The organism is Rhizobium sp. T1470 (assembly GCF_042140505.1).
Lineage (GTDB): Bacteria > Pseudomonadota > Alphaproteobacteria > Rhizobiales > Rhizobiaceae > Rhizobium > Rhizobium favelukesii.
This window is the reverse complement of sequence record NZ_CP148092.1, coordinates 1290625-1314820: the sequence shown is the minus strand read 5'-3', so window position 1 is coordinate 1314820 and position 24196 is coordinate 1290625. Positions and strand designations below refer to the sequence as shown.

Below are 24196 nucleotides of genomic sequence, written 5' to 3'. Positions count from 1 at the left end.
ATCGAACCTTTTCAGCGGGCGATAATGCTGAATATCTTTGGAGGGATAAGCCTGTCTTATGAAGGTCAAGGCTTTTTTGCCGTCTGCCAAGATTATTGTTTTGACTTCAATAGCTTATATGAAACTGCCAATTCGCGTTTCGAGGAGCGGCTGCGCCAATTCAAACATCGAGGCCGGTCATTCGGGCCCGCGGCGAACGTTTTCAGGGCGCGTTTGCAGCGCTCAAAACTCTTTCAAATTCGGTGCCTTCCCCCTATGGTCGCGAGCAAGAATGGGAACAGCTGCTATAAATGGATACTCGCCGTCTCAAGTCGTTCATCACCATTGTTGATATGGGAAGCATCACGCGCGCGGCAGACATACTGCATATCGCGCAACCGGCACTTAGCCAGCAGTTAGCGGCTCTCGAAGATCACTTTCAGGAAAAGCTGCTGACACGAAGCCAACAGGGTGTAATCCTGACCGACGCCGGTCGCGCGCTCTATCGCCATGCCCAGATCATCCTGCGCCAGATGGACCAGGCATATGCAGATGTGCGTGCCGGTGGAGCGATCTTGTCCGGTCGCGTATCGGTCGGTCTGGCTCCATTCAGCAGCGCAGCAACCCTTTCGCTCCAACTGCTGGAGGAAGCGAAGCTGCGATATCCGCAGGTTCTGCTGCATGTCACCGAGAGCGTGAGCCAGCCGTACAGCCAGATGATCATGAATGGTCGCTTGGAGATGGCTCTGATCCACGGCGCTGGCCCAATCAAAGGCGTGAAATTCCAGCCTCTGTTAACTGAGGAGTTCGTTTTCGTTGCCAACGAATCCCTTGGCATTTCGCGCGAGGAACCGCCAGTTGCGGTCGCAAATCTGGAAACAATTCCTTTTGTCGTCCCGCCTGCATACAACTTTGTTCGACGCGCGATCGACGTGGCGTTTGGCAGGAGCAGGACAAACCTGAACGTTGTTGCAGAAGTCGAGGCCGTCAGAACCCTGGGACGTGCAGTTGACGCTGGGCTTGGCGCAACGATCGTGCCAAAGGCGATCGCAAATCGCATTGTGGCCGAGGCGACGCAACCGATGGTAGTTCGGCGCATTTCCAGCCCGAAGATTGAAGAAACGCTTTCGCTCTGCCTCTCCGACACAACGCCGCTGTCGGAACCGGCGCTGGCGATCACTCAGTTGCTCGTTGAGCTCACCGAAACCCTCAAGACAGTCGAGCTTCCCTCCTAAGGGAATTCGGGCAACATTGCTGCCGCCCAAATCCTTCTCTTTGACCTGCTTTGACGCATTTACGTCATCGACGAGCAGAATTCGGCGATGCGGGTGCAACCTTCATCAAGTGCCTCCAAGCTTGTTGCATAAGACAGCCTGAAGAACGGGCTCATGCCGTAGGCCGCCCCTTGTACGGTCGCAACGTGGTGCTCCTCAATAAGCGCCATCACAAAGTCGGTATCGTTGTTGATCAGCCGGCCGCCCTTGGTTGTTTTTCCAATAAGGCCAGCGATGTTCGGGAAAATGTAGAACGCACCCTCGGGCTTGTGTGCCAGCACACCGGGTATTTCTGTCAAGCGGCCCAGCACAAAGTCGCGCCGCTTCTTATAGATGGATGCACGCTCCTTCAGGATATCCTGGGGGCCATCCAAGACGGCAACCCCTGCAGCCTGGGTGATCGTCGAGACGCCTGCCGTGTTTTGCGTGTTGACATTGCTGATGGCCTTCATCAGATCACGTGGCCCACCGCAATATCCCAGACGCCAGCCGGTCATTGCGTACGCCTTTGATGCGCCGTTGACTGTCAAGACGCGGTCGTACAGGCGAGGCTCTACCTCGGCGATCGTGCAGAACTCAAAGTCATCATAGATGAGATGCTCGTACATATCGTCTGTCATGATCCAGACGTGCGGATAGCGCAGCATTACGTCTGCGATGGCCTTCATTTCTTCGCGAGAACACGCAGCTCCCGTTGGGTTGTTGGGGAAGTTGAGCAGCAGCCACTTGGTGCGGGGCGTAATTGCAGCTTCGAGGTCTTCGGGACTTATCTTGAAGCCGATGTTCTGTGGGCAGTTGACCGGTACGGGCACTGCGCCGGCAAATTTTGCGATGTCGGCGTAACTTATCCAGGATGGTGAAGGAATGACGATCTCGTCACCCGGATTGCAGGTGGCGAGGATTGCATTGAAGATCACCTGTTTTCCACCGTTGCCGACAAGGATCTGGTCCAAATCATAGTGCAGATTGTTCTCGCGTTTGAACTTTCGCTGGATGGCGGCCTTAAGTGCCGGCGTCCCATCGACCGGTGGATATTTCGTATCACCTGCCAATGCAGCTGCATGCGCCGCCCTAATAGCGTGCGCCGGCGTTGGAAAGTCGGGTTCGCCGGACGAAAGACCGATGACCTTGGTTCCCTTTGTAGCGAGATCACGAGCACGTTGTGTCATCGCGACCGACGCAGACACTGTCACGTTCTGGAGGCGATCGGCTATGGCTGGCATTTCTTCAATCCTTTGTCGTTACCAAAATTTCGAGACCACTGCGCAAAAAACGGGGAGGCGGCGCGTAAATTGCCGTTTGCCGTGCGGCCCCCAACTGTGTGCAAGGTAGGGGTAAAGCTGGGGCAGTTTCCAATACTGGATTGGTTTGACACCATAACGGAAACCAATGGAGGCGGTGTGCGAAGCGGCAAGGGAGCGCCTATCCAGAAATGCCTGGCTGCGGACGCGTTTTTCAGGCTTCAAGTCCTCGGCGAAACCTGAGCGAGCCTGCCTGTGAACAAGAGATTAGCCGAGGACCTCGTTTGCAGGAGCAATCCTCCCGCCCGCACTTTCAACTTCACTTCTGACGATCTTGGCCAATTCCAACGATCCCGGTGTATCGCTATGCACCAAAATCGACCTTGCCCGAACAGGCAAGCGAACGCCCTCGATCGTCGTTACGGTGCCTGTTTCCATAAACTGGCGGACCCGAGCGCGCACGCTCGCTTCATCCTTGATGACCGAGTTTGCGACGGCACGACTGACAAGCTGACCGGCCAGGTCATAGGCGCGGTCGGCAAGGAAGAGTGTCAGGGTGCGCAGTCCGTTCGATTGTGCTGCCCGCTCGAGCTCGGTGTCGGGCATCGCGAAGACAATGAGGTCGGCGTCAACGCTCCTGATGGCTCGCATGATGCTCGTCGCCAGCTCAGGATCGCGATTGATCATGCTCCCCATGGCTGCGTGGAAACTGATGTGGCTCAGTTTTACCCCCTCGCCGCGCGCGACAGACGCCAAAGCGCCCAACTGGTAGAGCACCTGCTGCTTCATGTCGTCCGCGTCGGTCGGGATTTCGCGGCGACCAAAACCAACCCGGTCAGCCAATCCCGGATGCGCACCGACACCCACACCGCGTGCCTTTGCGAGGCGAACCATCCGTGCCATTGTTTTCGGATCGCCGGCATGGAATCCGCAGGCGACGTTTGCGGAAGAAACCACATCCATTAGCGCTTCGTCATCGCAAAGCCGATATGGTCCGAAACCCTCACCCATGTCAGAGTTCAAATCGATCTTCATCTTGAAGTCCTCGCTGCAATTGATGTCTATCGCCGTGTGATGTTGATCAGCGCCGCGGCAACCACGGGAGCGATTTTCGTGACTTGGTTGAGGTAGGCCTCAAGCGCGTGCTCGGCCGCCAGCGCCTCTTCAACAGTCGATCGCACGAACCGTATGCGGCTTCCAATTCTCGCTTGTGCGAGGCGCCAGAGGTCGACTTCGATGACGCCGGCTATCTTGGGGTAGCCGCCAGCAGTGTTTGCGTCACTCATCTGCACGATGGGTTCACCTCGCGGAGGTACCTGGACCACGCCTGGAACGACCCCATGAGATCTCATCTCGATTGGACGGTCGGGCTTTAACGGCTCGCCAGACAGGCGATATCCGGTGCGATCGCTTTGAGACGTGATCTTCCAGGCCTGGATCCAGAATCGTTCGCAGTCTTGACCGAACAGATCGTGTTCACCGGCCGGGATGGCACGCAACAAGAGTTGTCCATCCTCGTCGACGGGGAAAAATTCCGCCAAGGCTTTCGCAGGGGGCACCACCCCAAAGCCTCCAAGCGGGATTTGAGGAACCTCGGTGTGAACGACGGCGATATTATCTCCGTTCTGCAGGAAACGACCTGCAAATCCTCCGAAGGCGCCCCGTAACGAGGTGCTCCGGGAGCCCATTACGACGGGGACGTCTATGCCGCCAGCGACAGACACGTAGGCACGTGCGTTGCGCAACGGCATCGAAAGTTCCAATGTCTGGCCGCCGTTGGCTTGCTGCACCCACCATGGTGGCAAGTCGATGCCGTCCAAGGTTGCACGGCAGTCGGCACCAGTGATCGCAAAAACCGTCGGCCGATCGAAAGAGATCTTGAATGGAAACGTCTGGATTTCAATGGACGCAGCATCCTCGGCATTGCCGACGAGCAGGTTCCCAATCCTGGTTGCCACCGAGTCCATGGCGCCACTTGCCGTTACGCCAATGTTGCGAAAACCAAAACGGCCAAGATCCTGAACGGTGTTCAACGGGCCTGTTGTGAGAACGTTGATCACAGCTCGATCCTTTCCGGAACAAAGCGAACACGATCGCCGGGCGCCATGATTGCCGGAGATTCCGCCATCGGGTCGAAGACGGTAATGTCGGCAAAACCGATCGAATTCCAGCCGTTCGGGCCGGTGAGAACAGCAACCCCGGTCTGCATCCCGCCAATCGTGACCATCCCTTTGAGCATCTTCAGCGAAGGCACGGATTTGCGGGGCATGCAGATGCGCGGATCAAGGCCATGCAGGTATCCGAACCCCGGGGCACTTCCCACGGAAAAGACGGTGTAGATCGGCAGCGCGTGGAGCGTGACGATCTCCTTGGCGGAAAGCCCGCAATAGCCGCAAAGCGCAGGAAGATCGATTGCGTGTTCGCCGCCGTAGATGGTCGGAATCTCAATGGTCTTGCCCACCAGGTCGAGTTCACCGGCGCAGTCCCATTGATCCGTGAGGCGTTGAACAACGAGCGCTGGATCGGACGGAGTGTTCTTGAGCACGACCAGGAGATTGGTCATGCCGGGTATGAGCTCGGCATAATCCTCGCTGTTAGCCAGGGCTTTGCTGAGAGCCCATATCCTGCGTTGCGCGGCGAGATCGAAATCGCCTGGCGCTTCGATCAAATAGCTGCGTGTGCCAATACATGAGATCTTGGGCGGGCGCTGGCTGGGCGACCGGGTCGCAGGCGCCGACAACTGTACGGTTTTGACACTCAAACTATGCCCCCCTGTGGGAAATCAAAACGTCGCCGTAACCAACGAGGCTGCCGCCATTTTGGTCAAGCTTCGCGACCTCTGCACGTCCCTCGGCCCGGACGGCAACGAGAACGGGACCAACCCGAACGAAGCCGACAAGCTGACCAGCCTCGACACTATCGCCGCTGCTGATCTCGTTGGCCGTGTGGTCTGGGTGGGCGGGAAGAAAGACACCAGCGATCGGCGCGCGCGCGATCACTGTCTGCGAAAGAAGCGCTGGCGTGGCCGGCCCGGCTGCTTGCTCTTGGTGTTTTCGGATGCCGCCTGACGAAGTAATCCGCACCGAGCCATCGAGTGTGGTGATTTCGATCGTCTCGACACCGTTTATCGCCAGGCATTCCGAGATGCTTTCCAGCGTCTCCAGTTCGCTGAAGATAGGAATTCTGCACTGTTTAACGCGCGACTTCACGAGGCTGCCCTCCGTTCGGCAAGCCATTTTTCCAAATGGTGAATGTCAGTTCCGCCCCTGCAAAATGAAGGGTCCTCAAAGATCGCACGGTGCAAGGCGATGTTCGTGGCAATGCCCTCAACCCGCATCTCCGACAACGCAACGCGCATGCGGGTGATCGCCTGGTCTCTTGTCGGCGCATGCACAATGAGTTTCGCGATCATGGAATCGTATTGTGGTGGCACCTTGTATCCGGGCCCGACATGCGTATCGACGCGAACACCTGGTCCGCCCGGTAAGGAAATCGCCGAAATGAGCCCCGGCGAGGCCGCGAATGTGAATGGATCTTCGGCATTGATGCGGCATTCGAGTGAGTGGCCAAAACAGCCAACATCGGCCTGGGACAGCTCCAATTGGTATCCCTGTGCCACGCGCAATTGCTCACGCACGATATCTATGCCTGATGTCATCTCGGTGACGGGATGCTCGACCTGAAGGCGCGTATTCATTTCGATGAAATAGAATTCATTGTCTTCATAGAGGAACTCGAAGGTTCCAACGCCGCGATAGCCAATCTGCTTGCAGGCGGCAACGCACCGATCTCCAATTCTTGCAACCACATCAGCCGGTATTGACGGGGCCGGAGCCTCTTCGATCACTTTCTGATGGCGACGCTGCATCGAGCAGTCGCGAGCGCCAAGCCAAATTCCCTGGCCATAATTGTCGCAGAGGACCTGGATTTCCACGTGTCTGGGATGCTGCAGGAACTTTTCGATATAAAGCTCTGGCTTGCCGAAGGCGCGCCGTGCTTCCTCGCGTGTCACGATGACCGCGCCGGCAAGCTCATGGGCCGAGGAAACGACGCGCATCCCACGCCCGCCACCGCCGCCGGCCGCTTTGACAATAACCGGATAACCAATTGTTTCAGCAACGTTCGCGACCTCGGCTAGGTCTTCGCTAAGGGCGGTGTCTGGACCGGGTACACAGGGGACGCCCGCGGCCATCATGGCCTGCTTGGCGGCGATCTTGTCGCCCATCATTCGAATTTCGCTCGCTCGCGGCCCGATAAAGGTTAGTCCCAACGCTTCCACGGCGTCTGCAAACGCCGCGTTTTCCGACAGGAAGCCATAGCCCGGATGAATTGCGCCGGCGCCCGTCGTGACTGCCGCTGCCAGCACTGCATCCCGATTGAGGTAGCTCTGAGCAGCAGGGCTCGGGCCAATGCAGACGAATTCGTCGGCGGTTTCACGGTACGGTGCGTCACGATCGGCTTCTGAACACACCATGATTGATCGAAGACCAAGCTGGCGACATGCGCGTTGGATGCGCAGCGCGATCTCCCCACGGTTGGCGATCAACACGGAGTCAAAAAACGGAGCTTTGAGACTAGCAACTGCGCTCATATTACCTGATCTCGAATAGTGCCTGGCCGACATCGACATCGTCCCCATCGGCGACGACGATCTTGGTGATCTCACCGGCATGTGTTGCCGGGATGGTATTGAAAACCTTCATTGCCTCGATGATGCAGAGGCCCTGTCCCTTTTCGACGAGCGTGCCGACCTCGACAAGAGGCGAGGACAACGGGTCGGGGCCACGGTGAAAGACACCAGCCGACGGAGCTCGAACGACATGACCGGTGCCGTCTGCGGGCTGATCTGCAGGGACTGACCCGATGGTTTGTTCGGGAGCCTTTGCTGCGGGCGCGGCATCAGCGAACTCGACACGGCGCGCAACGCTCTTAGTGATCCGAACGGTTGCGCCGCCTTCCGTGACGTTGAGTTCGGAAACGGACGATCGCCCGACAAATTCAATCAGTTTTTTGATCTTTTCCAGATTCATATCCTGACACCGACATCGCTCGCTAGCCCGTGCAGGAAGTCATCCTCCGACGACGGGTCTTCATTCTCGATCGAGAACTACCATGCGATTTGCGGTGATGGGGGCAGACAAAGTTTATATGGACGCCATCTCAGGCGGCCGCTGCTTCAGCCATCGCGGCGACCAACGCAACGTCAGCCAATTCATCAGCGACGTCATGAGGCTTGGATACCGAGGAGCCGATTTGGGGCAGCGGCATTTTTTCGTGCGGTGCCCTGCCATTGACACCGGCGGCGCTCCATGTATTCTTTTATAAAAGCGCATATAACATAATTGTGGAACAAAACCGGGAGAAAAGCATGAGAATGAAACTCGCATTCCTTGTCGCCACCGCGTTGGTCGCAACACCATCCTATCTGCTGGCACAAGAAAAGGGCGGCGTGATCAATGTCGCAACGATCGGCGAGCCACCGACGCTCGATCCGATGACGTCGACGGCCGACCTCGTCGGCATCGTCACGCAGCATATCTTCGAAACGCTCTACACGTTCGACAAGAGGTGGGCGGTGACGCCGCTTTTGGCTGAAAGCCTTCCCGACGTTAGCGCCGACGGCAAGACCTATACGATCAAGCTTCGCACCGGTATCAAGTTCCACGACGGCAGCGACATGACCTCGGAGGATGTCGTTGCGTCCCTCAACAGGTGGGTCAAGCTTGCCTCGCGCGGCAAGCAAGCGGGCGCCTTCATCTTGTCGATCGCGGCTGGCGATCCGGCGACGGTCGTCATCAAGCTGAAGCAGCCCTACGCGCCGCTGGCCTCGCTGCTTGCCTTTAACAACTCCGCCGCGATCATCATTCCGGCCGAAAAGCAGGCCGATACGATGACCGACTTCATCGGCACCGGCCCCTATATGCTGAAGGAACGCAAGGCAGACCAATATATCCAGCTCGTCCGCTTCAATGACTACAAGCCGCGCTCCGGCGACAGCGATGGCTACGGCGGCGCCCGCCATCAATATCTCGACGAGATCCGCTTCGTGCCCGTGCCAGACGCAAACACCCGCGTCGAGGCGGCGGTTTCCGGCCAGTACGACTACGTCGACTCGCTGCCGGTTGAATCCTATGACAAGCTCAAGTCGTCAACGGCGACGCAGCCGCTCGTCCTGAAACCGTTCGGCTATCCGGTCTTCGTCTTCAATACGGCCGCGGGTCTCACCAAGAACGTCGCGATCCGCAAGGCGATCCGTCAGGCGCTCAGCATGGAAGACATGATGGCCGCCGCCTTCGGTGGCACGGATTTCTACGCACCTGACGGCAACATCTACCCGCGCAACTTCGCCTGGAGCACGAATGCAGGCGTGGCTGGCAACTACAATATTGCGGATCCGGAAGGGGCGGCCACGACTGCCAAAGAGGCCGGCTACAACGGTGAGCCAATCCGCATCCTGACGAGCCGCCAGTACGAATTCCATTATAAGATGGCCCAGGTCGCGGCCGAATACCTCAAGCTTGCCGGCTTCACGGTCGACCTGCAGGTGGTCGACTGGGCAACGCTGACGCAGCGCCGCACCGACAAGGCGCTCTGGGACATCTACATCAGCCACAGTCCGTTCCTGCCAGAACCAGCACTGATCGGCTCCTTGTCTCCCAGTTCGCCGGGATGGTGGGACACGCCCGAGCGCAAGAGCGTCGTCGATGCCTTCACCACCGAGGTTGATCCAAAGAAGCGCATCGAACTCTGGGCCAATGTCCAGCAGGCCATGTATGACGAAGTGCCGTTCATGAAGATCGGCGATTTCAACGCCGTTTCGGCCATCTCGACGAAACTTAAGGGCGTTGATCCCGCCCCCTGGCCATATTTCTGGAACGCGTCGATCAAGAAGTGAGTGCGAGCACTGCGGCTGCCGGTTTGAGGCCGGCATCCGTCCATGATTTCGCCCTGTGTGGATACAGGAGCTGCTTTCCATGATACGCTACATCCTCCAGCGCCTTCTCGGCATGATCGTGGTGATGTTCCTCGTCGTTACGATTGTCTTCGTGATCGTTCGCGTGACGCCGGGCGATCCCGCCGCCGTCATGCTCGGTCCCGATGCGACGGCACAGGACGTTGCTGAACTGCGCGCCCGCCTCGGCCTCGACCAGTCGATCGTCGTCCAGTACTTCTTTTATATTGGACAACTGCTGAGAGGCGATCTCGGCCAGTCGATCTTCCTTAATATGCCGGTGACGTCAGCGCTTCTCGAGCGCGCGGAGCCTACCGTCTTCCTGACAATCTTCTCGCTGCTGATTGCCAGCGTCATCGCACTGCCGATCGGCATTTATGCTGCCTATAGGCGCGGGTCGTTCATCGATCAGATGTCGACGACAATCGCCATGCTGGCGGCCAGCATCCCAAGCTTTTGGCTCGGCCTCATTCTCATGCAATTCTTCGCCGTACGGCTGAACATATTTCCCGTCTCGGGCTATGGCGGGCCTGGCGCTTCCTTCTTTGAGCGCATGCAACACCTGACATTGCCTGCCTTTGCGCTCGGCCTCGTTTCCTCGGCACTGATCCTACGCTTTACCCGTGCCTCGATGCTTGACGTGCTCGGCGACGACTACATTCGCACGGCACGCGCCAAAGGGCTTGTCGAGCGCCGGGTCGTCCTCAAGCATGCCCTGAAAAACGCGCTGATCCCTATCCTGACGGTCATCGGCCTGACCGCTGCCGTGCTGATCTCCGGCGCCGTCGTAACGGAAACCGTGTTTGGCCTCCCAGGCGTCGGCAATCTCGTCGTCTCTGCCGTACTGCGACGCGACTATCCCGTCATCCAAGGCGCATTGCTCGTCATTGCCGGCCTCTATGTCCTCATCAATTTCGCGATCGACATGCTCTATCTGCTGGTCGATCCAAGGGTGCGCTACTGATGGCCGATATCGTAACCACCACCGATAAACCCGCCGCCAGCGAGCGCAGCAAATTTCTTCGCCGCCTGCTGAAACGCAAGACAGTCGCCGCCGGCGTGATCGTGTTGGTCATCTTTGTGCTGTTGGCAGCCCTCGCGCCCTGGATCGCGCCGTATTCGCCATCGAAGCTATCGATCGTCAACCGGCTCAAGCCGCCGAGTGAACTGTTCTGGTTCGGCACCGACGAATTCGGCCGTGATGTGTTCTCACGCACCATCTATGCCGGGCGGCTCTCACTGCTGGTGGGCGCTGCCGTCGTCGTGCTCTCCGCATTGATTGGCGTGACGCTCGGCTTGCTTGCCGGCTTCTTTCAGAAGCTCGACACGCCGATTGCCCGGCTGATCGACGCGATGATGGCCTTTCCTGACATTCTCCTGGCGATCGCGCTGGTCGCAGCGCTTGGACCGTCGCTCACAACGGTCATCGTTGCGCTCTCAATTGTCTACTCGCCTCGGCTGGCGCGCATCGTTCGCGCCTCGACGCTGGTGATCCGCGAATTGCCCTACGTCGAGGCGGCGCAGGCACTCGGCATTTCCACCTTCCACATCATGACGCGGCACGTGCTGCGCAATCTGTTGTCGCCGATCCTTGTGCAGGGCACCTTCCTGTTTGCCAGCGCCATGCTTGCCGAAGCCGGACTTTCCTTCCTCGGCCTCGGCGTCAGCCCCGAAATCCCGACCTGGGGAACCATGATCGCAGCCGGACGCCAATATATCGGCCAGGCCGACTGGATGACCTATTTCCCGGGCTTTGCCATCATCTTCTCCGTGCTGTCGCTGCAAATGGTCGGCGACGGTCTCAGGGACATGCTCGATCCAAGACTTCGAAAGGACCTCTAGAATGACCGGTGAAAAAGCGGGCAAACCGCTCCTCCTCACCAATGTGAAGCCGACGGCGTTTGGCGCTGCAGAGCCATTTGGCGCGATCGACATCCTCGTCGGCGCCGACGGCAAGATTGCCGCAATCGGTCCTTCCCTGGCCAGCCCTGGCGACGCCGAGCGCATCGACGCAAGGGGCGCCTGGATCTCGCCGGGCTGGGTCGACCTTCACGTGCATATCTGGCACGGCGGCACGGATATCTCCATCCGTCCGTCGGAATGCGGCGCCGAGCGGGGCGTCACGACGCTGGTTGATGCGGGCTCCGCCGGGGAAGCCAACTTCCATGGCTTCCGCGAATACATCATCGAGCCGTCGAGAGAGCGCATCAAAGCCTTCCTGAACCTCGGCTCGATCGGCCTCGTCGCCTGCAACCGCGTCGCCGAACTGCGCGACATTCGCGACATCGATCTCGATCGTATCCTCGAATGCTATGCACAAAACAGCCAACACATTGTTGGCCTTAAGGTGCGTGCGAGCCATGTCATCACCGGCTCCTGGGGCGTCACTCCGGTAAAGCTCGGCAAGAAGATCGCCAAGATCCTGAAAGTGCCGATGATGGTGCATGTCGGCGAACCGCCGGCACTCTATGATGAGGTGCTCGAGATCCTCGGCCCGGGCGATGTCGTCACCCATTGTTTCAACGGCAAGGCCGGTTCGAGCATCATCGAAGACCAGGACCTCTTCAATCTTGCCGAGCGTTGCGCCTCCGAGGGCATCCGTCTTGATATCGGCCACGGCGGCGCGTCCTTCTCCTTCAAGGTAGCCGAGGCAGCCATTGCGCGCGGTCTTCTGCCGTTCTCCATTTCGACCGATCTTCACGGCCATTCGATGAACTTCCCGGTCTGGGACCTGGCGACGACGATGTCGAAGCTGCTATCGGTCGGCATGCCGTTCGACAAGGTCGTGGAGGCCGTCACGCATGCGCCGGCCTCCGTCATCAAGCTGTCGATGGAGAAGCGCCTGACGGTTGGCGAACGGGCAGATTTCACCATCTTCGACCTCGTCGATGCCGATCTCGAGGCCACCGATTCCAACGGCGACGTCTCTCGCCTGCACAAGCTCTTCGAACCGCGCTATGCGGTTATCGGATCGGAGGCGATCACGGCCAGCCGTTACATACCGCGCGCCCGCAAGCTCGTCCGTCACAGCCACGGGTATTCGTGGCGGTGACCGGCATGACTAAAACAGCATGATAGGAGCAGACGTGAATACGTCCCCAGCAAAGGCCGCGGCAGCGGTGCAAACACCCTATGAGCGTCTGTCCGCGCTCGGCATTACATTGCCACCGGCGCCGGCGCCCATCGCCAATTTTCTTACCCATGTGCGCGAGGGCAACGTTCTTTATCTATCCGGCCAAGGCCCGCGCGAAGCTGACGGCCATCTCCATTCCGGCAAGGTCGGCAGCGATGTCAGCATCGAAGAGGCCTATCAGCATGCGCGGCTCACTGGCATCAACCTGCTTGCGGTCATGCATGACGCCGTTGGCGACCTCGCCCGCGTGAAGCGCGTGGTCAAGCTGCTCGGCATGGTCAATGCCGTCCCGCACTTCGAAAATCATCCGAGCGTCATCAACGGATGCTCCGACCTCTTTATCGAGGTTTTCGGCGAGGCCGGGCAACATGCCCGCTCCGCCGTCGGCCTCGGTTCCCTGCCCGGCAACATCACCGTCGAGATCGAGGCGATCGTCTCGCTCAACGATTGAGGAGGGCCAGGTCAGTGGTTGCGCCATCCCATCAGCGTCTCGATCCGCTGCGCCGACATCCGCACATGTTCGGTGTAGTGGTGCTCGTCGGAAAGCACCTTTTGTTCCGGCAGCACGATCGAAATGGTGGCAACGCACTGGCCGTCGCGGTCGCAAACCGGCGACGCGATGCAGGCAACCGCGTAGTCCGACTCGGCGACCTGGATCGACAACCTCTGCGCGAACGCTTTCCCAGCCGCGTCGGAAAGGGTGCGCGCGTCGATCAAAGCGCGTCCGGTCGGCGACGTTCGGGCGCAACGCTTGAACAGCTCAATGCGCTCGCTCTCGGTCAGATGGCCGACGAGGAGCCTGCCGGATGCGGTCCAGTTCAACGGCACGCGGGTGCCAACGCGCGAAGCGACCTGGAAATGGCTTGGCCCGTCCGCCATGGCAAGCACCAGCATGTAGTCGCCGTCGCGCCCGCAAACCTGCACTGTTTCCCCGACCTGCCGGCAGAGATCGTGCATCTCATGGGTGGCGACGCTCATGAAATCCAGCGACCGGGCATAAGCGAGACCGTAGTGGTAAAGACGAGATCCCAGCCAGATGGACCCATCCGAATTGCGGGCAAGCATGTTCTTTTCGACCAGATCGTCGATGATGACATAGATGGTGGAAAGCGGTGCCCGGACGGCCTTAGCGATTGCGTACGCACCCGCAGGCAAGCCGGTTTCGTAAAGATAATCAATTACCTGCAAGGCACGATCAATGCCGCTGACGCGAGAGCGGCGCGCGCCCTTGGCCTCGGCGCCGCTAACCGACACGGCCTCTTTGAGGGGTGTTGCGGATGAAGTCTTTGTGTCCAATTCAACGCTCCTCGTCTGAGTTCGAGAAGCTATTACATTACTATGGCATAGCTGTCGATGGCAATTCGCAGCCGGCCGTCACTTTGGAGAGATAGAATGTCCGATGATATCCGCACCAAGATCGGCCTGCGCCCGGTCATCAACGTGTCCGGCACGATGACGAGCCTCGGCGCCTCCATCGTTGTTCCCGAAGCGATCCAGGCGATGGAAGCGATCCTGCCGCAATTCGTCGAGATCAACGACCTGCAGCGCAAGGCAAGCAACGTGATAGCGCGGCTGACCGGTGGTGAAGCCGGCTTTGTCACGGCATCCTGCTCCGCCGGCATCAGCCTTGCTGTCGCCGGTGCCATCACCGGCAACAACCTGCTTGCCATCGAGAAGCTGCCGGATACGACCCCAGAGAAGAACGAAGTCATTGTGCAAATGGGGCATGTGGTCAGCTATGGCGCGCCGGTGGATCAGGCGGTCCGGCTTGCCGGCGGCAAAGTCATGCTGATCGGACAGGCAACGTCGACGCATCGTTTCCACATGGAAAACGCCATTGGCGACAAGACGGCAGCCGCCGTCTATGTCGTGTCCCATCACGTGGTCGACTATGGCCTGCTGCATCTTACCGAATTCGTCGAAATCGCCCATGCCAAGGGCGTTCCGGTCATCGTCGACGCGGCCTCCGAATACGATCTCAGGCTGTTCTTGGCGCAAGGAGCCGATGTCGCGCTTTATTCGGGCCACAAGTTCCTTGGCGGTCCGACCTCGGGCATCGTTGCGGGCAAGAAAGAGCTGGTGCGAAGCGCCTTCCTGCAGAACATGGGGATCGGGCGCGGCATGAAGGTCGGCAAGGAAAGCGTCTATGGCACCATGGCGGCGCTGGAAGCCTGGGAAAAGCGAGACCATGCGGGGATGCGCGAGCGCGAGACCGGCTATCTTCATCTGTGGAAGGAAACGCTGGGCGAGCGCCCGGGCATTACGGCGCTGATCGAGCCGGACCCGACCAACAACCCGCTCGAGCGCATGCGGGTGATTGTCTCGCCGCAAGAAGCGCATATCACCGCCTGGGATCTCGCCGCAGCGCTCAGCCGCGGCAATCCGCCGGTTATCGTGCGTGACCACGAGGTGGAGCATCACTATTTCTACCTCGATCCGTGCAACCTCCATCCGGGTCAGGAAAAGATCGTCGCGGCCCGCCTGACAGAAGAGCTCGACAAGGCGCGCGCCTCCAACGAAATCATCGCCACACCGATCGAAAACCGCAGCAGGCACCGCTTTGACAGCATGCTGCGCTGGCCGGACTAAGCGTCACCAGGCGGGAAACGACAAAAGGAAGGAGACGACCATGAGCGCCGCAAAGACAAACACAGCCCGGTCCGCCGATCCGGTTTTGTCCGTCCAGAACCTCACCACCTCGTTTCTGGTGGATGGCAAGTGGAAGCCCGTCGTACGCGACGTTTCCTTCTCTGTGGGGCCGGGAGAGACTGTCGCGATCGTCGGCGAGAGCGGCTCGGGAAAAAGTGTCACCTCGCTCTCCATCATGCGTCTCTTGCAGCCCGATACGAGCCGTATCGAAGGCAAGATCATGCTGGGTGGTCGCGACCTGTTGTCGCTAGCCGAAGCTGAGATGCGCAAGGTGCGCGGAAACGATGTCTCGATGATCTTTCAGGAACCGATGACGAGCCTCAATCCGCTCTTCACCATCGGCGACCAGATCTCAGAGGCCTTGCTTTGCCACACGGCAATGTCGAAGGCCGAGGCCAAGGCCGAGACGATCCGGCTGATGGAAAAGGTCCGTATCCCTTCGGCTGCGTCTCGCTTCGACGAGTATCCGCATCGCTTTTCCGGCGGCATGCGCCAGCGTGCGATGATTGCAATGGCGCTTGCCTCCAAGCCGAAGCTGCTGATCGCCGACGAACCGACGACGGCACTCGACGTGACGATCCAGGGTCAGATCCTCGACCTCATCAAGATGCTGCAGGACGAAGAAGGGACGTCGGTTCTTTTCATTACCCATGACATGGGCGTCGTTGCCGAAATCGCTGACCGCACGGTCGTCATGTATCGCGGTGAACAGGTGGAGACCGGCGCTACAGCCGACATCTTCCACCGCGGAAAGCACCCCTATACCCGCGCTTTGCTCTCTGCCGTACCGGTGCTTGGGTCGATGCAGGGATGCCAGCGGCCATTGCGCTTTCCTGTTGTCAACATCGCGACGGGTGAAGCAGACACGCAGGTCGAGGTGCCCGACACCGTTGCCAAGGATAAGCCTATCCTTGAGGTGAAGGGACTGACCAAGCGGTTTGACATCCATTCGGGGCTGTTTGGACGGTTAAGCGGCCGTGTGCATGCCGTCGAGAACGTCTCCTTCGACCTCTTTGCTGGCGAGACGCTGTCGTTGGTTGGCGAGTCCGGCTGCGGCAAATCAACGACCGGCCGCGCCATCATGCGGCTGATCGAACCGAGTTCGGGAGCCGTCATCGTTGAAGGCCGCGACATGCTCGCGCTCGACAAGCGGGAGATGCGCAACATGCGCAAGTCCATGCAGATGATTTTCCAAGACCCGTTTGCATCGCTCAATCCGCGCATGACGGTCGGCCGGGCGATTGCAGAGCCATATCTCGAGCACAGGATGGGCACAGCCAAAGATGCAAACGACGTGGTAGCCGACATGCTGGTGAAGGTGGGCTTGACGCCCGACATGGCGAGCCGCTATCCGCATGAATTTTCCGGCGGCCAGCGACAGCGCATCTGTATCGCCCGGGCGCTGGCGCTTCAACCCAAGGTCATCGTCGCCGATGAGAGTGTCTCGGCGCTCGACGTCTCGATCAAGGCGCAGGTCATCAACCTGATGCTCGACCTGCAGCAAAGCCTCGATCTGGCCTTCCTGTTCATCTCCCATGATATGGCTGTCGTCGAGCGCGTCAGCCACCGGGTGGCGGTGATGTATCTTGGCGAGATCGTCGAGATCGGACCTCGTGTGGCCGTCTTCGGCAATCCCCAGCACGAATATACCAGAAAGCTGATGGCCGCCGTTCCGGTGCCAGATCCAGATCGACGTCGCCAGAAGCGCATGGCCGCGACAGAGGAGTTGAAAAGTCCGATCCGGCCAGTAGACTACGAGGCCGGACGGCGCGAGTATCGAACTGTTTCACCTGGACATCTTGTGATAGCCTAGCAGTAGGGCGTTGATCAGTATTTTTTTCTCCTGACATGAGGTACCCGCCGGGCGGGCGACCTGACGGCAAGCACCCAAGACTATCCGGCAAACTCAGCCAAAGCCCTTTAGACATTTCGGTTTGGCTGTTGCGTGAAAATCTTCCTGGCAGAATTGGCTGAAATCGCCTGGCCTTGCGCATCTTGCTCGCATGTTGGTTAGCGTCTGCATTGAGGGGAACTTTTGTGCATTCTGAGGCATTCCTGATCATCTTCAAGGAGGACGTCATGAAGTCCTGGCGATACACTGCTGTCACGGCGCTGTTTTGGATGGTGGCGGGAGGCGCATATGCCGATGAGGCGCCTTTCCTTCAATCGTTGGCCGGCGATTGGACGGGCGGCGGCATGATGAAGCGCTCCACATCCTCGTCCCCCATCAACCTCAGCTGCAACTTCAAGACCGAGGCGAGTGGCGAGGCTCTTTCGATGAAGGGGATTTGCCGCGGAATGATCGTCGTCACGCGAGCAGTTTCCGCCAACATCAAGGTCAATGGCGCGCAATATGCCGGCAGTTACATCGGCCCCTCAGGGGGCGTTTCCGGCCTGCGCGGAAAGCGCCGCGGCGATGCCATTGATCTCGCCGTGCGCTGGTCGAAGGTGATCAACGGAGATCGCAGCGCGCGCATGACAATCCAGCGCCTGGATGCCGATGCGATCCGTATCCGAACGGTCGATATGGATCCGGCGTCCGGCCAGCAAGTCGTGACAAGCGATCTCAACCTGCGTCGCAACTGACCTTGTTTGCAGACAGACAACCTCTCGTCGCAGCAAGTCGGGCAACCTATATAGAGCCCCAAAAGCCGGCGATTTCCGCCGACTGAACCGGAGACATGTATGAGCCGCGACCCGTACGAGCTTCTCGGCGTGAAAAAGGACGCCACGCAGAAAGACATTCAAAGCGCGTTTCGTAAGCTCGCCAAGAAACTTCACCCCGACCTTAACCCCGGCGACAAGAAGGCAGAGGACCGTTTCAAGGAGATTTCGGCTGCTTATGAGCTGCTGAGCGACGAAGAAAAGCGCGGGCGCTTCGATCGCGGCGAGATCGACATGACGGGCGCCGAGCAGGCGCAACGCCACTATTATCGGGACTATGCCTCGACGGCGGGCGCCGACAATCCTTACCACAACAGCGCCGGTTTTGCCGATTTCGGCGACAGCGACGACATCTTCTCAAGTTTCTTTTCGCGACGGGCCCGCAAAGGCGAATTCCGGGCACAAGGTCAGGACCGGCATTACGCGATGGAGGTCGATTTCCTCGATGCCGTCAACGGCACGAAGACACAGATCCGCTTGCCCGATGGACCGGCGCTCGATTTGCAGATACCGCCGGGAACGCGTGACGGCCAGACGCTCAGACTTCGAGGCAAGGGCGAGCCCGGTGTCGGTGGCGGCCCGTCGGGAGATGCGCTCGTCGAAATTCGCGTGCGCCCGCACCGCTTCTACATCCGTGATGGTGACGATATTCGCTTCGATCTGCCCATTACGCTGGGTGAGGCGGTGCTCGGCGGCAAGGTACGCGCGCCGACGCCATCGGGTCCTGTCAATCTCACGCTGCCGCCGCACTCGAATACAGGAAAGCTCCTGCGGTTGAAAGGCAAGGGTATTCCGAAGAAAGGCGGAGGCGCTGGAGACATTTATATCTCGTTAAAGATCGTGCTGCCCGACGCGCCGGACCAACACCTCACCGAGTTCATGACCGGCTGGACGGCAGGCAACACGCAGGATCCGAGAAAGGGCATGGGAGAATAGCCATGGATGATCTTGAATTCCGCCGTTTTCTGAAGATCGACGTGAGGGTGCTTGAGGTCTGGGTCGAGCAGGGATGGCTGCTGCCGCAGACACGTGACGGCACCCGCGATTTTCGCGACACGGATGTCGCGCGGGCGCAGCTCATCCTCGACCTGACCCGAGACATGGGCGTCAACGACGCCGGCGTCGACCTCATCATGGACCTCGTCGATCAGATTCACGGATTGCGCGCAACGCTTCGCGAATTGCTTGCCGCCATCGAGGAGCAGGACGAGGAGGTCAAGCGCAGGCTGCGTGGCAAGCTGGACGATCGCGTCGGCGTTCGAGCCCTTTGACCAATCGCCTGTTGACTTGTGCTCGCCGCGCCTGGCGATATCATCTCAAAAGACGGACGACCCTCGGGAGGCGCAAATGACCAAGGATCACCATCACGATCCGATCGACTGGCGCGAGCATGGCGTAAAGGTCATTCCGGGCAATTCACTTGACCCGAATACGGCGCAGACGCCCGGAATGGACCGGGCAACGGCGATCAACCATGCACGCGCGGGGGCCGAGAAGATATGGGCCGGCACCGTCATCATCCACGCCAACGCCAAGACCGGCGCCCATCATCACGGCGATCTCGAAAGTATCATCTACGTCGTGAAGGGAAAAGCGCGCATGCGCTGGGGCGATCATCTCGAATTTACCGCGGAGGCGGGTCCCGGTGATTTCATCTACGTGCCGCCTTACGTCCCCCATCAGGAGATCAATGCCAGCCGTGACGAAACTCTCGAATGCGTCGTCGTCCGGTCCGGCCAGGAGCCAGTCGTCGTCAATCTCGATATCGAGCCGGTCGAAAAGCCGGAGGGCGTGCTGTGGATCGATCCGATCCACCGGTAGCAGAAGACCTCACAGCGAATCCTTGAGAATGGCTGCGAAGCTCGGATCGAAGGCGCGGCTGATCGGATCGGCGGCCGCACCAAGTGCGACGGCCCACGGATCGGTCATGCCAAGCTGGAAGCGAGGAATGACCCGGTTGCGGCGATCGGCGATGGATGGGGGGAGAGGATGCATGGCCTCGACCAGACGTCGCGCCAGGGCCTCAGGCGCACCACCGCAGAGTATGACGGTCTGCGGATCGAAGATCGATTCGATCAGATGCACGCTCCAGCGCAGATCCATCACCGCTTCCTCGATCCAGCTGTTGATTCTCGCATCGTTCTTCAGCGTGAGTTCGTTCACCATCGCATAGACGCCGGGATCTGCCGGATCGATTGCCAGATGCTGGTAGAGTGAGGCGAGTGAGGCGCGATGTTCAAGCGGTGTCGGACTGCCGCTGGCCGAAAGGAGCGCCATGCCGATTTCGCCGGCATTGCCATGCGCACCGCTATAGAGTTCCCCGCCGAGGATCAGGCCTGCACCGATGCCGTAGCCGAGATAGAGGCAGACGGCGTGATCGAGCCCGTGGGCAGCGCCGACCATGCGCTCAGCCGTCGCGCACGCGGCCGCATCGTTTTGCAGCCGAACGCCAAGGCCTGTGCCTGTCGCAAGCGTTTCCAGCAGCGGAAATTTTTGCCAGGCCGCCATCATCCAGGGATCGTCACCGGTCGCCTCGACGCCGAAGGGGCCGGGCATTGCCGCGCCCAGACCAACGAGCCGGACCTCCGATTGGGCAACCAGGCCCGCAAGCTCACGGCGAACCTTCTCAATGAGCTCGAGAATGACGGCTGCCCCACGCGACGGCCCACCCGGCGGCAGGTTCGCCTCGGCCCGGGTCAGCACATTGCCGACAAGATCGACGGCGATGGCACGGCTCACGTGACGATCGATCTGCAGCCCGATCGCAAACGCCCCCTCCGGCACCAGGCGAAAAGGTGTCGATGGCTGGCCCCTGCCCTTGCGGATAGCCTGCTGCGCTGTGACCAGCCCGTCCTGCTCAAGCTCGTCGATGATGTTCGATACGGTCTGCTTCGTGAGCTTCGTGGCGCGCGCCAGATCCGCTCGTGAAAGCGGCCCATTCATCCTCAAGGCGTCCATCATCACCCGCCTGTTGTGGGCGCTGGTGCCTTCGTGATTGGTGCCGCTCTTTGCCCGTATTGGGCGGGTGTCGTTCATCCGGAATTCCCTCTTGACAGCAATAGAATATTGAAGAACAAATAAGTCAAGACAATTGACTTAATAAGGAACCCAAGAGTTCCAGGGAACGCAGAGAGCCCAAAACGGCTCCGACGACGCTCCGAATCTGACAGCCGGCAAGCCGGTGTCATTTCGACAGCTGACGGCGGCGACAGCCGCCCTCAGGAATTGGGTGAATGTCAAGAAACTGGAGGCTGGAATGTTGAAATCCTTAAACAAGACGCTGCTTGGCGCAGCACTGATCGGCGCATTGTTTGCACCGCACGCCTTTGCTGAAACGACGATCAACGCGCTGTTCATGGCGCAGGCGGCCTATAGCGAGGCCGACGTCCGTGCCATGACGGATGCTTTTTCAAAGGCGAACCCCGACGTCAAGGTCAATCTGGAATTCGTGCCCTACGAGGGCCTACATGATAAGACCGTGCTCGCCCAGGGGTCCGGCGGCGGCTATGACGTCGTCCTCTTCGACGTCATCTGGCCGGCCGAATACGCAACCAACAATGTGCTGGTCGACGTCTCCTCGCGCATCACCGATGACATGAAGAAGGGCATTCTGCCCGGCGCATGGACGACGGTTCAGTACGACAGCAAATACTATGGCATGCCGTGGATCCTCGATACCAAGTACCTGTTCTACAACAAGGAAATCCTGGAGAAGGCCGGCATCAAGACCCCGCCGAAGACCTGGGACGAGCTGACCGAACAGGCAAAGATCATCAAGGACAAGGGCCTGCTGGCGACGCCGATTGCCTGGAGCTGGTCGCAGGCCGAAGCCGCCATCTGCGATTACACGACACTCGTCAGCGCCTATAAGGGCGACTTCCTGAAGGATGGCAAGCCGGACTTCCAGAATGGCGGCGGTCTCGACGCGCTGAACTATATGGTGTCCAGCTACAAATCCGGCCTGACGAACCCGAATTCCAAGGAGTTTTTGGAAGAGGATGTTCGTAAGGTCTTTCAAAACGGCGATGCCGCCTTCGCGCTGAACTGGACCTACATGTACAACATGGCGAACGACCCGAAGGACAGCAAGGTCGCTGGCAAGGTCGGCGTTGTTCCGGCGCCTGGCGTTGCGGGCAAGAGCGAAGCGTCGGCGGTCAACGGCTCGATGGGCCTTGGCATAACCACTGCCAGCAAGCATCCGGATGAGGCTTGGAAGTACATCGACTTCATGACCTCCCAGGCGACCCAGAACCAATACGCCAAGCTCAGCCTGCCGATCTGGGCCTCCTCTTATGAGGATCCGGCGGTGACGAAGGGCCAGGAAGAAATGATCGCAGCGGCCAAGATCGGACTCGCCGCCATGTATCCACGCCCGACCACGCCGAAGTATCAGGAACTCTCGACCGCCCTGCAGCAGGCGATCCAGGAATCCCTGCTTGGCCAGTCCTCGCCGGAAGACGCCCTGAAGTCGGCAGCCGACAACAGCGGTCTCTAAGCGATATAACCGCCCAGGCGGCCCGCGCCGCCTGGCTCCACTGTAACAATCCGATGAATTGAGAGGGCGCCCCATGTCCGGCACCTGGATGACGACCCGCGCGTGGCTTTTGATGTTGCCGCTGCTTGTCGTGATGATCGCCGTCATCGGATGGCCGCTGGTCGACACCATCGGCCTGTCGTTCACCGACGCCAAGCTTGTCGGCACCGCCGGCAACTTCGTCGGTATCGACAATTACGTGAAGATGATCTCCGGATCGAATTTTCAGCGAAGCTTGATCACGACCACTTGGTTCGCGGTCATTTCGGTCGCCGCCGAAATGGTGATCGGCGTGCTTGCAGCGCTTCTCCTCAACCAGGAATTCCGGGGCCGCGCGCTGTTGCGTGCCCTGATGATCCTTCCCTGGGCACTGCCAACGGTCGTCAACGCCACGCTCTGGCGGCTGATTTACAATCCGGAGTACGGCGCGCTCAACGCAGCACTAACGCAAATCGGCCTGATCGACGCCTATCGCTCGTGGCTCGGCGAACCGGGCACGGCACTTGCCGCCCTGATCGTCGCAGACTGCTGGAAGAATTTTCCGTTGGTGGCCTTGATTGCTCTTGCTGCCTTGCAGGCAGTCCCGCGTGACATCACCGCCGCCTCATTGGTCGACGGCGCCGGCCCCTTCGCCCGCTTTCGCTTCGTGATCCTGCCCTATCTCGCCGGTCCGTTGATGGTGGCGCTGGTGCTGCGCACCATCGAAGCCTTCAAGGTGTTCGACATCATCTGGGTGATGACCCGTGGCGGCCCGGCCAACAGCACAAGAACATTGTCGATCCTCGTCTATCAGGAGGCTTTCTCATTCCAGCGTGCGGGTTCCGGCGCCTCGCTGGCGCTGATCGTCACGTTGCTGGTGACGCTGCTTGCCGTGGCCTATGGCGCGCTGGTGCGCAAGACCGCGGGGAGTGCCGCCTGATGGAACGCAAGAGCCCGATCTTTTCAGCCTTCATCTATGTCTGCGCCCTGTTGCTTGCCGCCATCATCCTGGCGCCGATACTGTGGCTGTTCATCATGAGCATCTCGCCGGCCGCCGATCTTGCCGCAAAGCCGCTGCCGTGGTGGCCGCAGTCGGCTGATTTTTCGCGTTACGGCGTTCTGCTGTCGACCATCGAAAACAGCGCGGGTGCCGCCTTCACCTCGTCGCTCAGAAACAGCATCGAGGTTGCCGGAATGGCGACGATCGCCGCAATCGCGCTTGCCATTCCAGCGGGTTGGGCTGTGTCGCGCACCCCTTCGGTCGGCTGGTCGCTGTCGATGGTGGTTTCGACCTACATGCTGCCGCCGGTCGCGCTTTCCGTGCCGCTCTACATGGGCCTGTCCTATCTCGGCGTGCTGAACAACGTCTTCGGTCTTGCACTGGTTTATCTGACGATCCTCGCGCCCTTCACCACATGGCTCATGAAATCAGGCTTCGATTCCATACCGAAAGAGATTGAAGCGGCCGCGATGATCGATGGCGCAGGCCTGTTCCAGACCTGGAAGATCATCACTTTGCCGCTCGCCATGCCGGTCGTTGCGACCTCGGCGCTGTTTGCCTTCCTGCTGGGGTGGGACGAATTCTTCTACGCGCTGCTCTTCACCTCCGATCAGCGCGCCAAGACACTCACGGTTGCCATTGCCGATCTGGCCGGGGGCCGTGTCTCCGACTACGGATTGATCGCAACCGCCGGTGTGCTCGCCGCCCTGCCGCCGGTGCTCATCGGTCTCGTCATGCAACGCGCCCTAATTTCCGGGCTGACCAGCGGCGGCGTGAAGGGATGACAAGCA

General features: G+C 59.6%; 24 protein-coding genes. 15 read left to right on the top strand and 9 right to left on the bottom strand.

Annotation, left to right across the window (positions count from 1 at the left end; translation table 11 throughout):
• Window positions 1-290: 290 nt before the first annotated feature.
• The gene (locus WGT02_RS27495) at window positions 291-1214 is read left to right on the top strand and encodes a LysR substrate-binding domain-containing protein (RefSeq protein ID WP_208247615.1); all 924 of its coding nucleotides are present in this window, start codon (window positions 291-293) and stop codon (window positions 1212-1214) included.
• A gap of 59 nt (window positions 1215-1273) precedes the next feature.
• Here the strand turns inward: WGT02_RS27495 and WGT02_RS27490 are convergent, their stop codons facing one another.
• The 7 genes from WGT02_RS27490 to WGT02_RS27460 form a co-directional block, all read right to left on the bottom strand.
• A complete protein-coding gene (locus tag WGT02_RS27490; protein ID WP_208247613.1) occupies window positions 1274-2476 on the bottom strand; it encodes a pyridoxal phosphate-dependent aminotransferase in 1203 nt (400 codons plus the stop codon).
• Between the two features lie 285 nt (window positions 2477-2761).
• Window positions 2762-3529, bottom strand: coding sequence for a LamB/YcsF family protein (locus tag WGT02_RS27485; protein WP_208247611.1), 768 nt, complete (start codon window positions 3527-3529; stop codon window positions 2762-2764).
• A gap of 26 nt (window positions 3530-3555) precedes the next feature.
• Complete coding sequence (locus WGT02_RS27480; protein ID WP_208247609.1) at window positions 3556-4554, bottom strand: biotin-dependent carboxyltransferase family protein; 999 nt, start codon at window positions 4552-4554, stop codon at window positions 3556-3558.
• Window positions 4551-5255 (bottom strand): 5-oxoprolinase subunit PxpB, encoded by a 705-nt coding sequence (gene pxpB / locus WGT02_RS27475; RefSeq protein ID WP_208247607.1) that lies wholly within the window; start codon window positions 5253-5255, stop codon window positions 4551-4553. The genes WGT02_RS27480 and pxpB overlap by 4 nt, the downstream gene beginning before the upstream one ends.
• Before the next feature lies 1 nt (window position 5256).
• A complete protein-coding gene (locus tag WGT02_RS27470) occupies window positions 5257-5703 on the bottom strand; it encodes a hypothetical protein (RefSeq protein ID WP_208247599.1) in 447 nt (148 codons plus the stop codon).
• Entirely contained in the window at window positions 5700-7085 is a 1386-nt protein-coding gene (gene accC, locus WGT02_RS27465) for an acetyl-CoA carboxylase biotin carboxylase subunit (RefSeq protein WP_024318563.1), read from the bottom strand. The genes WGT02_RS27470 and accC overlap by 4 nt, the downstream gene beginning before the upstream one ends.
• A gap of 1 nt (window position 7086) precedes the next feature.
• Window positions 7087-7524, bottom strand: coding sequence for a biotin/lipoyl-containing protein (locus WGT02_RS27460; protein WP_208247597.1), 438 nt, complete (start codon window positions 7522-7524; stop codon window positions 7087-7089).
• A 338-nt stretch (window positions 7525-7862) separates the two neighbouring features.
• Between WGT02_RS27460 and WGT02_RS27455 the strand changes: the two genes are divergently transcribed.
• The 5 genes from WGT02_RS27455 (at window position 7863) to WGT02_RS27435 (ending at window position 13030) form a co-directional block, all read left to right on the top strand.
• Window positions 7863-9389 carry an ABC transporter substrate-binding protein gene (locus WGT02_RS27455; protein ID WP_208247595.1) on the top strand — a complete coding sequence of 509 codons (1527 nt, stop codon included), beginning with the start codon at window positions 7863-7865 and terminating at the stop codon, window positions 9387-9389.
• 79 nt (window positions 9390-9468) lie between these two features.
• Window positions 9469-10410 (top strand): ABC transporter permease, encoded by a 942-nt coding sequence (locus tag WGT02_RS27450; RefSeq protein ID WP_208247593.1) that lies wholly within the window; start codon window positions 9469-9471, stop codon window positions 10408-10410.
• On the top strand, window positions 10410-11288 hold the full coding sequence (locus tag WGT02_RS27445) for an ABC transporter permease (RefSeq protein ID WP_024317179.1): 879 nt from the start codon (window positions 10410-10412) through the stop codon (window positions 11286-11288). The genes WGT02_RS27450 and WGT02_RS27445 overlap by 1 nt, the downstream gene beginning before the upstream one ends.
• Before the next feature lies 1 nt (window position 11289).
• Window positions 11290-12498: an amidohydrolase/deacetylase family metallohydrolase gene (locus WGT02_RS27440; protein WP_024317180.1), complete on the top strand. Its 1209-nt coding sequence runs from the start codon at window positions 11290-11292 to the stop codon at window positions 12496-12498.
• Between the two features lie 19 nt (window positions 12499-12517).
• Window positions 12518-13030, top strand: coding sequence for a RidA family protein (locus WGT02_RS27435; RefSeq protein ID WP_029710285.1), 513 nt, complete (start codon window positions 12518-12520; stop codon window positions 13028-13030).
• A gap of 11 nt (window positions 13031-13041) precedes the next feature.
• Here WGT02_RS27435 and WGT02_RS27430 read toward each other — a convergent pair whose 3' ends face one another.
• A complete protein-coding gene (locus WGT02_RS27430; RefSeq protein WP_024317182.1) occupies window positions 13042-13875 on the bottom strand; it encodes an IclR family transcriptional regulator in 834 nt (277 codons plus the stop codon).
• 96 nt (window positions 13876-13971) lie between these two features.
• Here WGT02_RS27430 and WGT02_RS27425 point away from each other — a divergent pair, with 96 nt between their 5' ends.
• The 6 genes from WGT02_RS27425 (at window position 13972) to WGT02_RS27400 (ending at window position 19713) form a co-directional block, all read left to right on the top strand.
• On the top strand, window positions 13972-15168 hold the full coding sequence (locus WGT02_RS27425) for an aminotransferase class V-fold PLP-dependent enzyme (RefSeq protein ID WP_024317183.1): 1197 nt from the start codon (window positions 13972-13974) through the stop codon (window positions 15166-15168).
• Between the two features lie 40 nt (window positions 15169-15208).
• Window positions 15209-17041, top strand: a complete 1833-nt coding sequence (locus tag WGT02_RS27420; protein ID WP_029710286.1) for an ABC transporter ATP-binding protein — start codon at window positions 15209-15211, stop codon at window positions 17039-17041.
• Window positions 17042-17307: 266 nt separating this feature from the next.
• Window positions 17308-17814 carry a hypothetical protein gene (locus tag WGT02_RS27415; RefSeq protein ID WP_208247591.1) on the top strand — a complete coding sequence of 169 codons (507 nt, stop codon included), beginning with the start codon at window positions 17308-17310 and terminating at the stop codon, window positions 17812-17814.
• A 99-nt stretch (window positions 17815-17913) separates the two neighbouring features.
• Window positions 17914-18828, top strand: a complete 915-nt coding sequence (locus tag WGT02_RS27410; RefSeq protein WP_024317185.1) for a DnaJ C-terminal domain-containing protein — start codon at window positions 17914-17916, stop codon at window positions 18826-18828.
• Window positions 18829-18830: 2 nt separating this feature from the next.
• Window positions 18831-19163 (top strand): chaperone modulator CbpM, encoded by a 333-nt coding sequence (locus WGT02_RS27405; protein ID WP_024317186.1) that lies wholly within the window; start codon window positions 18831-18833, stop codon window positions 19161-19163.
• Window positions 19164-19239: 76 nt separating this feature from the next.
• The gene (locus WGT02_RS27400; protein WP_208247589.1) at window positions 19240-19713 is read left to right on the top strand and encodes a cupin domain-containing protein; all 474 of its coding nucleotides are present in this window, start codon (window positions 19240-19242) and stop codon (window positions 19711-19713) included.
• A 9-nt stretch (window positions 19714-19722) separates the two neighbouring features.
• Here the strand turns inward: WGT02_RS27400 and WGT02_RS27395 are convergent, their stop codons facing one another.
• Window positions 19723-20928, bottom strand: coding sequence for an ROK family transcriptional regulator (locus WGT02_RS27395; protein WP_024317188.1), 1206 nt, complete (start codon window positions 20926-20928; stop codon window positions 19723-19725).
• A gap of 220 nt (window positions 20929-21148) precedes the next feature.
• Here WGT02_RS27395 and WGT02_RS27390 point away from each other — a divergent pair, with 220 nt between their 5' ends.
• From WGT02_RS27390 to WGT02_RS27380, 3 genes are all read left to right on the top strand, one after another.
• Complete coding sequence (locus WGT02_RS27390; protein WP_024317189.1) at window positions 21149-22387, top strand: extracellular solute-binding protein; 1239 nt, start codon at window positions 21149-21151, stop codon at window positions 22385-22387.
• Window positions 22388-22460: 73 nt separating this feature from the next.
• Window positions 22461-23345, top strand: coding sequence for a carbohydrate ABC transporter permease (locus WGT02_RS27385; protein ID WP_024317190.1), 885 nt, complete (start codon window positions 22461-22463; stop codon window positions 23343-23345).
• Entirely contained in the window at window positions 23345-24190 is an 846-nt protein-coding gene (locus tag WGT02_RS27380) for a carbohydrate ABC transporter permease (RefSeq protein ID WP_208247587.1), read from the top strand. Before WGT02_RS27385 ends, WGT02_RS27380 begins: the two co-directional genes overlap by 1 nt.
• Window positions 24191-24196: the final 6 nt, after the last annotated feature.

Coding starts and splice junctions, on each gene's coding strand:
- accC (WP_024318563.1), bottom strand. CDS start 7,085: ATGAGCGCAGTTGCTAGTCTCAAAGCTCCGTTTTTTGACTCCGTGTTG.
- WGT02_RS27410 (WP_024317185.1), top strand. CDS start 17,914: ATGAGCCGCGACCCGTACGAGCTTCTCGGCGTGAAAAAGGACGCCACG.
- WGT02_RS27390 (WP_024317189.1), top strand. CDS start 21,149: ATGTTGAAATCCTTAAACAAGACGCTGCTTGGCGCAGCACTGATCGGC.
- WGT02_RS27395 (WP_024317188.1), bottom strand. CDS start 20,928: ATGAACGACACCCGCCCAATACGGGCAAAGAGCGGCACCAATCACGAA.
- WGT02_RS27495 (WP_208247615.1), top strand. CDS start 291: ATGGATACTCGCCGTCTCAAGTCGTTCATCACCATTGTTGATATGGGA.
- WGT02_RS27380 (WP_208247587.1), top strand. CDS start 23,345: ATGGAACGCAAGAGCCCGATCTTTTCAGCCTTCATCTATGTCTGCGCC.
- WGT02_RS27385 (WP_024317190.1), top strand. CDS start 22,461: ATGTCCGGCACCTGGATGACGACCCGCGCGTGGCTTTTGATGTTGCCG.
- WGT02_RS27420 (WP_029710286.1), top strand. CDS start 15,209: ATGAGCGCCGCAAAGACAAACACAGCCCGGTCCGCCGATCCGGTTTTG.
- WGT02_RS27425 (WP_024317183.1), top strand. CDS start 13,972: ATGTCCGATGATATCCGCACCAAGATCGGCCTGCGCCCGGTCATCAAC.
- WGT02_RS27490 (WP_208247613.1), bottom strand. CDS start 2,476: ATGCCAGCCATAGCCGATCGCCTCCAGAACGTGACAGTGTCTGCGTCG.
- WGT02_RS27445 (WP_024317179.1), top strand. CDS start 10,410: ATGGCCGATATCGTAACCACCACCGATAAACCCGCCGCCAGCGAGCGC.
- WGT02_RS27405 (WP_024317186.1), top strand. CDS start 18,831: ATGGATGATCTTGAATTCCGCCGTTTTCTGAAGATCGACGTGAGGGTG.
- WGT02_RS27435 (WP_029710285.1), top strand. CDS start 12,518: ATGATAGGAGCAGACGTGAATACGTCCCCAGCAAAGGCCGCGGCAGCG.
- WGT02_RS27485 (WP_208247611.1), bottom strand. CDS start 3,529: ATGAAGATCGATTTGAACTCTGACATGGGTGAGGGTTTCGGACCATAT.
- WGT02_RS27455 (WP_208247595.1), top strand. CDS start 7,863: ATGAGAATGAAACTCGCATTCCTTGTCGCCACCGCGTTGGTCGCAACA.
- WGT02_RS27400 (WP_208247589.1), top strand. CDS start 19,240: ATGACCAAGGATCACCATCACGATCCGATCGACTGGCGCGAGCATGGC.
- WGT02_RS27450 (WP_208247593.1), top strand. CDS start 9,469: ATGATACGCTACATCCTCCAGCGCCTTCTCGGCATGATCGTGGTGATG.
- WGT02_RS27415 (WP_208247591.1), top strand. CDS start 17,308: ATGAAGTCCTGGCGATACACTGCTGTCACGGCGCTGTTTTGGATGGTG.
- WGT02_RS27440 (WP_024317180.1), top strand. CDS start 11,290: ATGACCGGTGAAAAAGCGGGCAAACCGCTCCTCCTCACCAATGTGAAG.
- WGT02_RS27460 (WP_208247597.1), bottom strand. CDS start 7,524: ATGAATCTGGAAAAGATCAAAAAACTGATTGAATTTGTCGGGCGATCG.